This window comes from Alteromonas sp. DYW1, from assembly GCF_059752595.1.
In genome coordinates, this window is the sequence record NZ_CM186038.1 from 946,651 (window position 1) to 961,800 (window position 15,150).

Sequence of the window (15,150 nt, forward strand, 5' to 3'; positions counted from 1 at the left end):
TAGTGTCCAGAATGCGAGTGTGCAGCGAAGGCTTTTATTGAACCATTGTTTTTGCACCTGTAAAACCCCATGCTATTCTTGAGCGAAATTGATGAAGTGATGGTTTTTGTGTCTAAAATACAGCCGCCGACATTTGAATGGCGTTTCTTACTACCGCAATATTGGCCGATTTGGCTCGGTGTTATTTTACTTTATATAATCAGTTGGTTACCGCTGAGGGTGCTAAGAATTCTGGCCAAGGGCAATGCATGGCTGCTGAAAAAATTAGTGAAAAAGCGAGTCGCCGTGGCGCGTCGAAACTTGCAGCTAACGTTTCCCGAATACTCGCAAGAAGAGCGGGAGCGTTTGTTAGATCGACACCTAGACTGCGCCGGTATGGCGATATTTGAAACGGCATTAGGCTGGTGGGCACCCGCCTGGCGGATCAGACGACTGGGGCGCGTTGAAGGCTACGAGCACGTCGAATCGATTCTGGCACAAGGTAAAGGGGTGTTTGGCTTAGCCATTCATAATGTAAATTTAGAGTTAGCTTGCCGTATCGTTGGTTATCGCCATCCCAGCATTGCGTTTTATCGCAAGCACAACAATCCGTTAATGGACTACTTGCAATATCATGGGCGGAATCGTTCAAACAAATACATGATCCATAAGCGCAATGCCAAAGCGCTCTTACACGCTCTAGATGAAAATGAATTGTGTCTGTACTTGCCCGATCAAGATTATGGGCGCTTGCAGAGTATCTTTGTGCCATTTGGCGGGGTAGCCGAAACGGCGACAACTACAGCAACATTAATGTTTGCACGCCGGGCGAACTGCATACCTTTAATGGTTTCGCCGCAGTACACCAAAAAGGGTTACGTCGTAAAATTTTATCCACCAATGCCAGATTTTGCCGATAAAGAGGATAGAGTGGCACTAACTGAATTGAACCAGCGGATTGAAACACTGGTCAAAGAACAGCCAGAAAGCTATTTATGGATGCATAAACGATACAAAACGCGTCCAAACGAGAATGATCCGAGTTTATATGATTAAATCGAGCAGGCCATTAGTTAGTTGGCGTTTACTAACTACTTCTGCTCAGCTGGGTAAGTAATGAATACAAGTTCGAACACATTGTTTTGGGTAAAGCATTTGGGACTCGCACTGGCGTTAATTGTCATTGCTGTGGTGGTAGTCATGCTGCAAGAAGAAACAGTTTCGACGCCAGAGCCAGAAGGCGCACCGGCAAAGCGCTCTGTTGCCAGTGGTTTAAGTGCTTTCTATCAAGAGTTTAGAATGAGCTCCAACGATCCCATCAAGGAAGAAGCTGGCGATTTCGTGATGGAAATTGGACCGGATGAACGCCCACTCGACCAACGCTTACAAAGCATGACTAGTGAGGCGCGCCCAGTCAGTGGGCGTTGGGTGGGAGAGAAAAAATACCGTACGTTTAAAGCCGGTAGTACATTGCGAGAAGCGCTTTCTTCATTTGCGCAGCAAGAAGGTATGCAAGTGATCTGGGACTTGGATCAGGACTTTGTTGTCAAACATCAGTTTCAGATGGACTCGACCATTGCCAGTGCGGTTAAACAGATTGCTAACGCTGTTGATAGTAATTTCATTGGCGACGTGCATGGCTACGTGTGCCCCAAACAACGCTCGTTGGTGATCACGGCCAATGATACTGACTATTTAACCGAGCATTGCGTCCGCGCAGACTAGCGCGCCGATGCTGGGTTCAATGTGTGGATATACAGTTCAGACACAAATTCGCGATAGTCTTTAAGCGCTGCTGTGTCCGGGACAAACTTCTCTCCATTTAGAGCGCCCTGATGGATCGCCTGACGCATTTGTAAGTAGGCAGTCTTTAGTTGCTCTCCCTGTTGCTGGGTGATCACCTTGGCATTAACCGCGCTATCCAGTATGCGTAAATTATCCGGCCAATCCACAAGTTCTGAAGCGTCGTGCGCGTGCGCGAGCACCCAGAACTGGGTTAAAAACTCGATATCGGTAATGCCGCCAGAGGCTTGTTTAAGATCGACTCCTTGCGGGGATGGTTTATATAAATGCGCGCGCATTTTTTCGCGCATGTCATAAACGGCCTGACGCAGTTCATCCATTGCACGAGGGCGCCGCAATATTTCCTGGCGCATAGTTTGAAAGCGTTGTTTGAGTTGTGTTTGCCCCCAAACCGGACGCGCCCGCACTAATGCTTGATGTTCCCATGTCCAGGCATTTTCCAGTTGATATTGTTGAAAGCTTTCAATATGGCTACACAGCATGCCCGAATTTCCGTTCGGTCTTAGGCGTAAATCGATTTCGTAAATGTTGCCAAGTTGGGTCGTCGTGGCCATTAAGTGCATCACACGTTGCACTACTTTGACATAAAATTGTGTGGCGCTCACAGATTTAGAGCCCGTGGTGTTTTGCTCAGGTGGCGCATTGTGTAGAAACACCAAATCTAAATCTGAGCCGTAGCCCAATTCAAGCCCTCCAAACTTGCCGTAGGCAATCACGCAAAGCCCAGCACTTTCTATCGTTGCACCTTCAGGCTCACCGTAGCGTTTACTCATATCTCGCCAGGCTGAACGTACAACGCTATCCAGTAGTACTTCAGCCAACGCGGTTAAGTGATCACTTACCGCGTTAGTAGGTAACGTGTCACAGACGTCTGACGCTGCAATGATCAGTTGTTGACTAAGCTTAAACTGACGCCATGCATTCATCATCGCTTCAAGATCATCAGGGTCGATGCGTAACATTGACTGGTGTAATTGGCTGTGCAGTTCGTCTCGAATAGCCTCTATGCTTATCGGGCGATGCGCCAGATAACTGGGATCCAATAACTCATCTAAAAGCATTGGAAAACGCGCGATTTGCTCACCAATCCACGGGCTCTGCCCTGTAAGAAAGAGTAATTGCTGGCGTGCAGGCGGATTTTCTAGCAATAGATCTAAGTAGGCGGTACGACCCGCGATACTGCATAAGATAGCGACGACTTGTTGCATCGCGTAGTGTTGTGAAGGCTTACTTAATATGTCAAATAGTATCGCTGGCATCAGTCGGTTGAATACATCAGCACCGCGTTGCCCCATGGGTATTTTGCTGAGCCGTTGCTCGAGATACAGGCAATGATTAAACAAGTCGGTAATAAGGTCGCCCGGTAAATATGGGGACAATAAGTGCTGCCAATCGTCTTCGATTAAGTCGACTGTCCACAAGTCTTCACTTAATGCATACAGCGGGTCGGTTTTATCGATTGCCTGCTCGGGGGTTTCCATGAGTTGATGAAAGTAACCATTGATGCGTTGCTGGGCATCGTTTATACGCGAATAAACAAACTCCCAACTGGACTCACCCAACAGCGCAACGATGCGCGCTTGCTCATCACTTGTGCTCGGTAATTGCTGGGTTTGTTCATCATTGACTTGTTGCAAGCAATGTTCGACTTTGCGCAAGAAGTAATAGTCAGTCAGCAGCTCATCACGCTCGGTAGAGCTGAGGATATCAACTTGCACGAGGCCATTGATGGCCTCAAGTAGCGATGGGGTTTGCAACAGTGGATATTTTCCCGCATGGATGATTTGCATACTTTGAATAAAAAACTCCACTTCTCTGATGCCGCCAGCGCCAAGTTTAATATTGTCAGTCAGGCGCTTTCTACGAACTTCTTTCTCGATCATATGTTTCATGCTGCGCAGCGACTCTAACGCAGTGAAATCGACATAACGGCGGTACACAAAGGGGCGCAGGAGTTGAGTCAATTGTTGATGAAAGGGGGTAGGTGGATTGATGATGCGCGCTTTCAACATGGCGTAACGTTCCCAATCGCGCCCTTGTTGCTGGTAATAGTCTTCCAGTGCAGAAAAATTAGCGACCAATGGACCACTATCTCCAAATGGGCGTAAACGCATATCGACGCGATACACAAACCCATCTGCGGTAACCGTATCTAAAGTGAATATGATGCGTTGCGCAAGTTTGGTGAAAAATTGTTGATTCTCAATCGACTTTTGGTTTTTATCCCGTTCTGCAAACGTCTCGCCCTTTTCCGGATAGGCAAAGATTAAATCAATGTCAGATGAAAAGTTTAACTCTTGCCCGCCAAGTTTCCCCATGGCCAAGATGCATAAGGGTTGTGGCGTATTGTCTGCGGTTTGCGGCGTGCCGTAGCGTTTCGCTAATTGATCATATTGCCAATTATATGCCGCCATGATCAGCGCATCTGCAAGCACAGATACCTGCTGCAATGAGGAGGCAATGGATTGCTGTTCAATCACATCTTTGTATGTGATGGTTGCCAGTATTGAGTGGCGCGCAATGCGCAATTGGCGCATGAGGTCAGCTTCATTAGTCACACCAGCAATAAATTCAGCAATAGCAGACGTAACGCCTTGGGTTAATGTATCAACTACAGTAAAGTCCTGCAGTTTTACAGCAAACTGTGCGATAAACGTGCATGCCTGCGGGTATTGATAACAGGTACGCCGGACAAATTCGCTCATACTAAACAGTTCAGCCAACTGTTGGCGTTGCTCAGCAGCCAATGAAAAGTCTTGTGCGGCTAACCAATCCAAGTGCAATTGGGATTGTTGGACTAAAGAAGTGTCATTTACAGAATTGGTTGGCATAATGAAAACAATCGCTCGCAGCTGTATAGCGCCAGTGTGGCATATTCAGCGGATGAACAACAATAATAGAAGACACAAAATAGTGTGTTTGAGTGAACGCTTTTTAGGAGCCTTATGGAAACTTTGGTAAAGCTTAACCCTCTACCCAGCGATCTCTGGGTATATTTGTCAATCGACATCAGTATCGCTTTTATTTTGCTGTTTTTAGTGCGCTGGCTATCAGGTCGTGTAAGCGGGATTAGTGTTACCAATGAATTGGGCAGTAAAGACAACTTTGCTTTCGGTATTAGCATGGCTGGGCGCATGTTGTCACTGTGTTTGGTGTTGGGCTCGGTGGTTGGCCGGCACGTCGGTGAAGGCTATCAAAGTGCCGCTATCGGCATGGTATTGTTTGGCTTATTTGGTATTGTTTTGGTGAGGATCGGCCGCTATGCACATGACAAGTTAGTCCTTAATCGACTGGATAAAGACCAAATGATTGATGAGAAAAATGTCAGTGTTGCACTAGTTGATGCCGCCAGCGCCATCGCCAGTGCGATTATGCTGAAAAGTATGTTGCAGTGGGTCGATGGAACCGACGCCAATGCGTTAATTGCTATAACCTCGGGTTTCGTTGTTGTGCTTGTCGTCTTGCTATTAATGACGCGATTCTATGAGATCCGTTTTGCCCAGAATAATCAGAATGACTCGTTTCAGAAAGCGTTAGGTAAAGGGCATGTAGCGGCGGCGATCGAGCACTCGGGAAATCTTATCGGCACGGCATTAGTCGTCTCAACCGCGGCCATGTTGTTAAAGTATGACGCGCAAACCTATGTGAGCAACGTCACCGGCTGGTTGATCACCAGTTTGGTGCTTGCCATAGCGTTACTGATTTTGGTGACTATTGCTAAGCGGGTAGTACTCAACGGCTTGAATTGGAAACAGGAAGTTGATCAGCAGCATAATGTTGGGGTGGCTGCCATCCAGTGCGTATTAAGTATTGGCATCGCATTTATTGTTATTGGTATTTTCACTCACGCGTAGTCGCGAAACTGGGCAGTGACAAATGGCCTGCAATCAAAGCAAGCTTAATGTTGCGGGATTGTCGCTTGATCCAGCTTTCGGCTTTTGATGCTTCGGCACGGTTGGGAAAGGGGTGAGTATATTTAAGGTGCAGTGGTCCCTTACCCTTTAATGCTTTCGCGCCTTGCGGTTTTCCCGCATGTTCAGTGAGGCGGCGAGCTACGTCGGTGGTAATGCCAGTGTATAGATGTCCCAAGCGATTCTCGATGATATAAACGTGCCATTCGGATTGCGTTGGTTGTGAAGCTGATTTTTCCTGATTCACTGGTATACTCTGCCCATCTCATTCAGATTGAATTGTAAACTCATGAATCTACCAGATTTTAGCCAAGCACGTATCCTCATTGTGGGTGACTTAATGTTGGATCGCTATTGGAAAGGTTCAACTGCACGCATCTCGCCAGAAGCACCGGTGCCAGTGGTGCGCGTTGGGGATACGGAGGACCGTCCAGGTGGCGCGGCGAACGTTGCCTTAAATGCTGCATCTTTGGGCGCTAAGGTCACGCTGTTGGGAATGACAGGAGCAGATGAAACGGCCCAAGTCCTTATGGGGAAACTGCAGGCAGCTTCCATTACGTGTCATTTCGCGCAAGTTAACGAGTTTGATACCATAACCAAATTACGGATCCTCAGCCGTAATCAACAGCTTCTGCGCTTAGATTTTGAGAAAAGTTTTGAATCTGTCGACAAACAAGCGCTGACCGAGCAATTCCAAGAAGCCATCGGCAACGCCGATGTGGTGATCTTATCCGATTATGCCAAAGGGTGTTTAAGTGCAGCGGCAGATTTGATCGCCGTTGCGCGTGCGCACAAGGTGCCTGTCGTTGTTGATCCAAAGGGTAATGACTTTACAAAATACACCGGCGCTACGGTTGTTACGCCGAATCTGACAGAGTTTGAACAGATTGTAGGGAATGTCGAGGATGAGGCTGGACTCGAATTGCAGGCGCAACAACTGAGAAAAACTTTGGCGCTAGATGCCTTGCTACTGACGCGCTCAGAGCATGGTATGTCGTTATTTGTTGAGCATGAATCGCCCTTGCATTTACCCGCGAAAGCCCGTGAAGTTTATGACGTTACTGGCGCTGGGGATACGGTAATCTCTACCCTTGCTGCCAGCATTGGCGCCGGTAGTTCGCTCGCGGATGCCTGTGTTCTTGCCAACATTGCCGCCAGTATCGTGGTTGGAAAATTAGGTACTTCAACGGTTTCTACCACCGAATTGGCAGTTGCTTTGCGCGATGAAGCCCACCCAGATGGCGGTGTGATGAGTGAATCTCAACTTAAACAATCAGTGCTGGCGGCCAAGCATCGTGGCGAGAAAGTAGTCATGACCAATGGCTGTTTTGATATCTTACATTCCGGTCATGTTGCTTATTTAACCGAGGCGGCCAAGTTGGGCGATAGATTAATTGTTGCCGTCAATACCGACGACTCAGTGCGCAAGCTCAAAGGTGAAGGGCGGCCGATTAATTCTGTGGATCGCAGAATGGCCGTGTTAGCCGGATTAGCGGCGGTTGATTGGGTGGTGCCATTTGCTGAAGATACGCCACAGCGACTCATTGGTGAAATATTGCCAGATGTCTTGGTTAAGGGCGGTGACTACACGATTGAACAAATTGCCGGTGCGCAGGAAGTGTTAGCCAACGGTGGTGAGGTAAAAGTCTTGTTGTTTGAAGAAGGCGTTTCCACCACAGGTATCATCCGTCAGATCGTCGATCGCGCTTAATCGACTATCGATTGATCCCAGTGCATTAGCCTTGTAAGCTAGCGTTTCTTGGCGGTGCTTTACTAATTAGCGAGTGTGCATGTACGAATCTCATTATGGGTTGACCTCAAAACCCTTCCAGCTTACGCCTGATCCGGCGTTTTTCTTCGCGAGTAAATGGCACAAGCGCGCAATGTCGTATTTGCAATACGGGTTGTCGCAAGCCGAAGGGTTTATTGTCATCACTGGCGGGATTGGTACTGGCAAAACAACGATTGCGAATAGTTTATTAGCCGATATTGAAGATGATATCGTTGCCGCGCAAATTGTGACCCCCAAACTGAATCCCGATGAGTTAGTGAAGATGGTGGCGTCAAAATTTGATATTGATGTTGCCAATAAAACCAAGACGGATCTGTTAGAAGCGCTAGAAGACTTTCTGGAAGGCTTAAGCCGCGAAGGCCGCCGCGCATTGCTGTTGGTGGATGAGGCACAAAACCTGCCGTTAGAGACCGTTGAAGAGCTACGTATGTTGTCTAACTTCCAGAAGGACGGTAAGCCGCTCTTGCAGAGCTTCCTGTTAGGCCAAGAAGAACTGCAACCGATCCTACGCGCACCCAATATGGAACAGTTCCGTCAGCGTATTGTTGCATCTTGTCATTTGGCACCACTGTCGCTTGATGAGCTTAAAGAATATATTGAGCACCGTATGCATAATGCAGGGTGGAAGGGTACTTCTTTGTTTTCTGAAGAAGCCTTCAATCGTATACATGCGTTTACCACAGGTGTGCCGCGTAAAATCAATACCTTGATGGATCGCGTGCTGTTATATGGATTTTTAGAAGAACTTGAAACGCTCGATGAAAATGCGATTGACGCTGTGGTGGCAGAGGTTAAGGAAGAGATGTTTACGCCAGATCCGGTAGCACCTCGTTCATTAAAGGATGAAGTTAGTGGCCCTGCCAATATGACGGATACCGGCACAGAAATTCGGGATGTAGAGTATTATAAAACCATGCTTAATGAGCTGGTTGATGCTCTCGACAGTGCTATTAGCCATAAAGTTAAGCTAACTCAGTACATTGACAAGCTGTTAAAGAAGAAATACCGGACCTACGTGCGGTTGAAGGATGAATAAAGGTAACTAAATAAAAAAGGTTGGCACTGCCAACCTTTTTTATTTGTAGGTAAATCTTAGCGGCGATGGCTCAGGGGATAGGTACTTAAATTAAATCGTAGTTATCGTGGCTAGTAAAAATGATGCTTAACACTTTGCATGGTTCAGTGGTTGCGGGCTTAACAGCGGCGCATTCATTTTACAAGCGGTAAATAAGGGAAACTGAAATGCGTCGTTCCTGATAGGTCGCAGCGGTATTGGTGGTGTCGCTATCAGTAAAGGTTATCTGGGATGACACCGATAAATCCCGATTTACTTGATGGCGAATGCCGCTTTCGGCTTTGAGTATTTGATTCCGGTTATTGGTATCCAGGAAATCGGTTTGATTGTAGTTAATGTTACCAAATGCGCTGGTTTTTGCCCCGGCCTTGTAGTTGATGCTGGCAGAAACAATCATATTGTCTTGCTCGCGTTGCGTGTCAATAAATTTCGTCCGTCCACCATTGAGTGTCACTGAAAACGTGAGTTTGTTAGCGTCAAAACCTGCGCTCAAACGCCCAAAACGACGCACAATCACTTCTTCACTGATTTCGGGAATACTTTGAAACAGTGAGTTGAACTGTTCGTCGGGTTGTAACTCATAAGCAAGCGAACTGGGCAGAAAACACTGACTCTGATCAACGGTTCCGACCGGACAGACAAAGACGCCCAGTTCTTCAAAGTTGCTGATCAAGCGACTAAATGTAGTCAAGGTTTCATCATAGCTCGCAGCAACGCGGAATTTTTTAGTGTTATACACAAAAGAAAATTCACCCGAATCGCCAAATGAGCGCCTACCATAACTGGCTTCTAAACGCGTTCGGCTCGTAAATGCCCACACTGCGTCGAAAGAGACATATTGTTCGGTGTCGTTATCATCACTGCCTTCTGCTTGATTGAATGCGACAGAAATTTTACGATTGTTTGATTCAAACCATTCCAAGCCAGCGCCATAGCTAGTAAATTCACCTAAGCCAGCACTCCTAACACCACTGAATTGATTTCTTTCATCGGACGCTATTACATACAATGACAGTGGTCCATAGACCCCAAGTGCGGATTGAAAATTGGTGCGTCGCGAGACTAAATCGTTATTTGTTCTGCGGCCTTGAGTATCCTGCCATGTATTAACGAGGGACCATCGCAACTGTTTAAACTCGCGTCCTTGTCGGATGTCAAAAAATGTAGCAATACTGCTGTTATTTAGATTGGTTGTTGAGTTAACTGACTGGTCACTTTCAACCTTATTTCCTCGTAGTTCCCAATTTACATTGAACCAACGTTGTGTTGCGGAGGAAAATTTTAATGACGCAAAGTTGGTACGCAGTTTACCCAGATTCTGTGAGCCAGAAATAAAATCATCGGCAAAGGCTAGGGATGGGTCGGTATTGCGATAACGCAGTTGTGAACCTGCGCCTAGCCTTAAGTAATTTTCAACAAGCTCAACGTTGCCAGAGATCTCATATTCAGTAAAAGACTGGTCTAGACTTGAATCGCGCCCGTCGGCATCTTGATACAAATACGTATGATCGATATTCCACACAAACGCCGCAATCGGCCCGTTATAAGATAATGAGACTGAAGGATTCAGCGTCCAGGATGTGGACTCGCCGTTTACCCTGCGGGTACCATCTGAGCTGGTATCCGCTGCTACTAGCGACGAGGCCAGTTCAGCATCAAAGGTAAAATCTGCCTGGACTTGTGGCACAGCCGCCAAAGCCCCTACAGTTAAGAGAGCCTTGATCAATTTGTTTAATGGGTGGCGTCCTATGTCTACCTGCTGGATCATAATTCTTTGGTTTCTGAGCCGTAATAATATCCGTAGTAGTAGTCGCCCGATGTGCTATTGCTACGTACCGATTTGTTCACTACAAATCCCTTCGCCATCTCTGGCGACAATAGCTCAGTGGCAGTTTTCACGAGGCGCAACTTTGACTCGTTCTCCTCAACCACAATCACCGCCTGCCCCGCAAGGTTGGCTAATACTGCGGATTCGTTAATCCCCAATAATGGCGGGCAATCGAAAATGACTACTCGGTCAGAGTAGCGGCTGGAAAACTCATTGACAGCCTGCAACATCTTTTCACTTGAAAGCAATTCGGTCGACAAATGGTGGGAGCGACCTGCCGGGATCACGCGCAGTTTATCAATACTGGTCTTGTAGAGTACGTCAGAAATAGAGTGGCATTCATCGAGTAAGTATTCCATCAATCCATTGCCCGTTTTCACGCCTAACTCTCGAGATACCGAAGGGCGTAAAACATCCGCATCGACCAACAATACGGTTTTATCTTTCTCTAATGCAATACTGATCGCTAAATTGATGGCTGTGTAAGTTTTGCCTTCATTGGGTTTAGCGCTAGACACCATCACAATATTACTATTGTCTAAGGTCTTTGAGATTGGGCCAAAGGCCGTGCTTAAGATCTTCCGTTTGATCCCACGATACTCATCTGACTTGCGTGAGCGCTCACCTGTAATCGATATGTAACCCCTACTAGCGAGGTAATCCGGGTCAATTTCTAGGTACAGGTCGTCTGTGCTTGCTTTTGCCTTTTTCTTAGAACTTTGCTTCGTTTGTGTTTCAGCAATGTCAGCTTTTTCTTCAGGCTTTGTAGACTGTGTTTGTGCTTTTTCTTCAGCTCTCTTAGATGCTTGTTCGATTATACTGCTGTCATTATCTTTGACTTCGTCCGAAGAAGTTTCTGCTGGCTGTGCTTGCTGCTTGGCCCCTTTTTTGGCCAACGCCTTTTCAATTGTGCTCATTATAGAAACCTCTCCAATTTGGACATTAGATCAATGTTCAGAATTTCTATCGTCACTAATCCAAAATACATCAGGAAAATTCCGGCGCATGATATGGCAAATATCATCATGTGCAGTCGCTCTGATTTCACTTTGGCATCTTTATTAATGTCTTCTACCACACCCAGTATTGGGATCCCTGTAGCTCTATGCAGCGCATCTGCTGACAACACCACCGGCGCAATCTGACTGACTAACAAGGCGATACCTAATCCCGCGCCAAAGCCAAGCATCAAGATTGCCGTATAAAACAAGATGCGTTTCGGACCAGAAGGTTTGTTGGGTAGCTTCGGTGGCACGATAACGCGGAACTTAACCTCATCATTAGACACTTCAGCATTACGCGAAATAGCAGCAGACTCACGTTTTGATAATAACTGTTCATACTTTGATTTGGTGATCCCGTAATCACGGTTTAATGCAGTTAGCTCTGCCTCGACGAGCGGTACTTGATCTATTTTGTTGGTTAAGTCATCAATAATATTATCAAGGTCGGCTTTGCGAACTTGTAAAGACGCCAGCTCGGCATCTAAGCGTGTGAGTTCTAAACCTAGCTGCTGAGCAAATGGGTTGTTGGTCGCTGCGGCAGAAGAGGAATCATTACTGAGACGGGCCACATATTGACGAATTTCCTCGGCGCGCTTTTCTTCCAAATCTTGCAGTAGGTTAGAGGCTTTAACAACATCAGGGTGGATGTCAGTAAAGCGCAATTGCAGTTCATCTAAACGTGCACGGAGCGCATCGATCCGCGCGTCATATTGGGTTTTCACTATCCGAGTATTGGCTTCGTCAATACCGTTGGCAAAATTAGTGGAGGCAGAAACCGCTTGTAAACGCTCATTAAGCGCTTCGATTTGCTGAGTCACTTCATCGATATTCAGTAATACGTTTTTGCGCGCTTGGCGTTGCTCCGATAGGTTTGAATAAAATGTTCCCTGCACGGGCAATAGGTAGGAATACTGGCGTTTAAAATTGGCCAAACGTTGCTCGGCTTGCGAAAGGCGCGCTTCATATTCGGCAATTTGTTCGTCTAAAAACCGATTTGCCGTGTCAGTCCCTTGACGAGATTCACCTAAGGTTCCCTCAATAAATAGATCGAGCGTTTCATCGACGACCGCTTGCGCCACCGCTGGGTTTTCATGTGTATAAGTTATGTTGTAAATCCGGTCAGATCTGCGACCGCCACGCGAGGTAACTTTGATATTGTTCATTAAACCTTCGATAAGGTTTTCATAACCCACTTCGGACGTAACCGTAACGTCAAGATCAGTTTCGCGTGCTAGCTTTTCGATATTGGGTCGACTCAACAAAGTACGCACAATCATGGCAACTTCTTCAGCTGGGTTTGATTGCACCGCCACGCCCTGAAGTAAAGGCCTCAATGCCGAACGCGTATCTACATATACGCTCGCTTCTGATTGATACTCATCGGGCATCATAAACACGTATGCCATCAATGCAGGGCAAATTAACCAAGTGCAAATGATGATGTAGCGCTTCTTAATCCAGATGCCACTAATGTATTCTTTAATGGCTTCGAAGGATTTAATTAGATCTTCCATTTTCGCTTTACCTTACTTCGTAAGCACGGACATTTTCACGACCGCCAAATCCTAGAACCATGCTTCAGGTATAATGATGATATCACCCGGTAATAAATCGACATTAGCTTCGATTTCACCGCGTCGAACGAGTGTATCGATGTCGATATCGAATTCGCGTTGCTGGTTGTCGATAACCCGGATCAGTTTGGCGCCGTCACCATCCGCAAATTCTGTTAGGCCACCCACTTCAATCATGAGATCAAGCAGGGTCATGCGTTCACGATAATTAATCGAACGCGGATTAACGGCTTCACCAATCACCCGTACTTGCTCGCTGAAAGGGCCAACGAATCCGGTTACGCTTACTGTTACAATTGGGTCGCGAATATATTTAGACAGTTCTTCTTCAACTGAACGCGCTAGTTGGGTAGGCGTTTTGCCAGAAACTTCGAGGTCTTCGACTAACGAAGTCGTAATCTTGCCATCGGGACGCACAATAAAGGAGCCTGATACTTCAGGGTTACGCCATACAAAGATATTTAATGTGTCACCGGGACCAATCAAATAGGAATAATTGTCAACAGATGTGGTTAATGATGCAGATGGAATTGCAGGGGGTAGCTTGTTGGTTGAGCACCCCACCAAAAACATCAAGCTTTGAACCATGATTGTAAAAACTATAAACCTGTAGAGCATCGCAACTTTCCCTTTATGGCAATCGTCAAATAAACTTATTGTTTACCCTGTGCTTAGATGGCATATAATGCGTAGGATTTTTTAAGAAGTCTACCCGATTTGTTTGCACATTCCTACGATATTTGTCGAGGAATGAGATTAAGGAGTTAATGTGGCATTATCGAAAGCTAACCAGTCTAGACGTTCCAATGCACTTGTGGTTACAGAGGCGGTAATCATTGGCTACGTGAGCTACCTTGTCAGCTTTGTCCTAGCAGAGGCTTTTGATATCCCAGCACCCAGCCTAGAAGCGGTGGTTGTGAATGTTGGATTGCTGATCATTTTTACCCAGCTATGCGCCCTTTCTGTGGGGTTATATGAAGCGAAATTACGCGTCACCTTTCGCGGTATTATTCGGCGCATTTTCGTTAGTGCAGGCCTAGCCTATTTCGTCGTTGAGGTGCTAACCAGCACGCTATTACAAAAACTGCAGTTACACCCTTACTACTTACCCTCCGCGATTGGCACTATTATTCTTTCGCTGGTTGTGTTTCGGTATTTTACCACCCGCTTGGGCCTTTTAGGTGTTGGCCGTACTCGAATCATTGTATTAGGTGCTGGAGAACGCGCGTCGATCATAGAAAAGAGAATGCGGCGTAACGTGGATCGTATGGGCTTTGAGTTAGTCGGGTTTGTCCCGATCCCTGGGGATAACCGCGAAGAAGGCATTATCAACGAAAAGCTAATCCAAATTAAAGTCGACAATCATTTCCGTCGCTTCCTCCAAGACAATGATATTGATGAGGTTGTTATTGCTTGTGATCAGCGACGTGGCACTCTGCCTATTGATGTTTTATTTGATTGCCGCTTCAGAGGTGTTGAAGTGACTGATTTACTTGACTTCATGGAACGTGAAACCGGTCAAATTGTAGTTAATTTGATGTATCCGAGTTGGGTCATCTATTCGAATGGTTTTTCATCGCAGAATTACCTGCGTGATGGGCTTGATTACATTTTAAACGCCACAATGGCCTTTTGTGTGTTGTTCTTTGTGTGGCCGTTTATGTTGCTAACGGCGCTGATCATTTGGTTAGATGATGGGCGCAGAACAAAAACCTCCGTATTTTATAAACAAGAGCGGGTGGGTATGAATGGCAAGCTATTTAAAATTGTCAAATTCAGAAGTATGCGGCCTGACGCGGAAAAGATGGCGCGAAATGGGCGAGTAAAAATGATAATCGCGTAACTCGGATTGGTAATTTTATTCGTAAATACCGCATTGACGAGCTTCCCCAACTATTCAATATCTTTAAAGGCGAAATGTCCTTCATCGGGCCGCGTCCAGAAAGGCCTGAATTTGTGGAGCAATTGATTAAAGAAGTTCCATATTACAATCAGCGTCACAACGTGAAGCCAGGATTGGCGGGGTGGGCGCAACTGAACTATCCCTATGGTGCGAGTATTGAAGATAGTTTGGAAAAATTGAAATTTGACTTGTACTACGTAAAACATCAAAGTTTGTTACTCGATTTGCTGATTTTGATCAGAACCGTAGAAGTTGTGCTCTTTGGTAAAGGGCGTTAGGGA

Annotated in this window: 11 protein-coding genes and 1 pseudogene; 6 read left to right on the plus strand and 6 right to left on the minus strand. The window is 46.3% G+C overall.

From position 1 onward, the window contains the following. The first annotated feature begins 69 nt into the window (after positions 1-69). Both lpxL and AC121Z_RS04220 read left to right on the plus strand, forming a co-directional pair. A complete protein-coding gene (lpxL, locus tag AC121Z_RS04215) occupies positions 70-1,035 on the plus strand; it encodes an LpxL/LpxP family Kdo(2)-lipid IV(A) lauroyl/palmitoleoyl acyltransferase (protein WP_498126938.1) in 966 nt (321 codons plus the stop codon). A 60-nt stretch (positions 1,036-1,095) separates the two neighbouring features. Then, the gene (locus AC121Z_RS04220) at positions 1,096-1,704 is read left to right on the plus strand and encodes a toxin co-regulated pilus biosynthesis Q family protein (protein ID WP_498126940.1); all 609 of its coding nucleotides are present in this window, start codon (positions 1,096-1,098) and stop codon (positions 1,702-1,704) included. Here AC121Z_RS04220 and glnE read toward each other — a convergent pair. Then, positions 1,701-4,613: a bifunctional [glutamate--ammonia ligase]-adenylyl-L-tyrosine phosphorylase/[glutamate--ammonia-ligase] adenylyltransferase gene (glnE, locus tag AC121Z_RS04225; protein WP_498126942.1), complete on the minus strand. Its 2,913-nt coding sequence runs from the start codon at positions 4,611-4,613 to the stop codon at positions 1,701-1,703. The two genes, AC121Z_RS04220 and glnE, sit on opposite strands and share 4 nt — an antisense overlap. Positions 4,614-4,727: 114 nt before the next feature. On the opposite strand from glnE, the gene AC121Z_RS04230 reads away from it, so the two are divergent. Then, positions 4,728-5,636 carry a DUF350 domain-containing protein gene (locus AC121Z_RS04230; protein WP_498126944.1) on the plus strand — a complete coding sequence of 303 codons (909 nt, stop codon included), beginning with the start codon at positions 4,728-4,730 and terminating at the stop codon, positions 5,634-5,636. Here AC121Z_RS04230 and AC121Z_RS04235 read toward each other — a convergent pair. Continuing rightward, the gene (locus AC121Z_RS04235) at positions 5,623-5,940 is read right to left on the minus strand and encodes a GIY-YIG nuclease family protein (protein WP_498126946.1); all 318 of its coding nucleotides are present in this window, start codon (positions 5,938-5,940) and stop codon (positions 5,623-5,625) included. The two genes, AC121Z_RS04230 and AC121Z_RS04235, sit on opposite strands and share 14 nt — an antisense overlap. 42 nt (positions 5,941-5,982) lie before the next feature. Here AC121Z_RS04235 and hldE point away from each other — a divergent pair, with 42 nt between their 5' ends. Next, the gene (hldE, locus tag AC121Z_RS04240; RefSeq protein WP_498126948.1) at positions 5,983-7,404 is read left to right on the plus strand and encodes a bifunctional D-glycero-beta-D-manno-heptose-7-phosphate kinase/D-glycero-beta-D-manno-heptose 1-phosphate adenylyltransferase HldE; all 1,422 of its coding nucleotides are present in this window, start codon (positions 5,983-5,985) and stop codon (positions 7,402-7,404) included. A gap of 79 nt (positions 7,405-7,483) precedes the next feature. After that, positions 7,484-8,521: an XrtA/PEP-CTERM system-associated ATPase gene (locus tag AC121Z_RS04245; RefSeq protein ID WP_498126950.1), complete on the plus strand. Its 1,038-nt coding sequence runs from the start codon at positions 7,484-7,486 to the stop codon at positions 8,519-8,521. 178 nt (positions 8,522-8,699) lie between these two features. Here AC121Z_RS04245 and AC121Z_RS04250 read toward each other — a convergent pair whose 3' ends face one another. The 4 genes from AC121Z_RS04250 to AC121Z_RS04265 are packed head-to-tail and all read right to left on the minus strand — an operon-like array spanning position 8,700 to position 13,539. After that, entirely contained in the window at positions 8,700-10,328 is a 1,629-nt protein-coding gene (locus AC121Z_RS04250; protein WP_498126952.1) for a hypothetical protein, read from the minus strand. Further along, on the minus strand, positions 10,325-11,305 hold the full coding sequence (locus tag AC121Z_RS04255) for an XrtA-associated tyrosine autokinase (RefSeq protein ID WP_498126954.1): 981 nt from the start codon (positions 11,303-11,305) through the stop codon (positions 10,325-10,327). Before AC121Z_RS04255 ends, AC121Z_RS04250 begins: the two co-directional genes overlap by 4 nt. Next, entirely contained in the window at positions 11,305-12,906 is a 1,602-nt protein-coding gene (locus AC121Z_RS04260; RefSeq protein ID WP_498126956.1) for an XrtA system polysaccharide chain length determinant, read from the minus strand. Before AC121Z_RS04260 ends, AC121Z_RS04255 begins: the two co-directional genes overlap by 1 nt. Before the next feature lie 51 nt (positions 12,907-12,957). Beyond that, a complete protein-coding gene (locus AC121Z_RS04265; RefSeq protein WP_498128147.1) occupies positions 12,958-13,539 on the minus strand; it encodes an XrtA/PEP-CTERM system exopolysaccharide export protein in 582 nt (193 codons plus the stop codon). A gap of 196 nt (positions 13,540-13,735) precedes the next feature. On the opposite strand from AC121Z_RS04265, the pseudogene AC121Z_RS04270 reads away from it, so the two are divergent. Then, positions 13,736-15,147: pseudogene (locus tag AC121Z_RS04270) on the plus strand (TIGR03013 family XrtA/PEP-CTERM system glycosyltransferase). Positions 15,148-15,150: the final 3 nt, after the last annotated feature.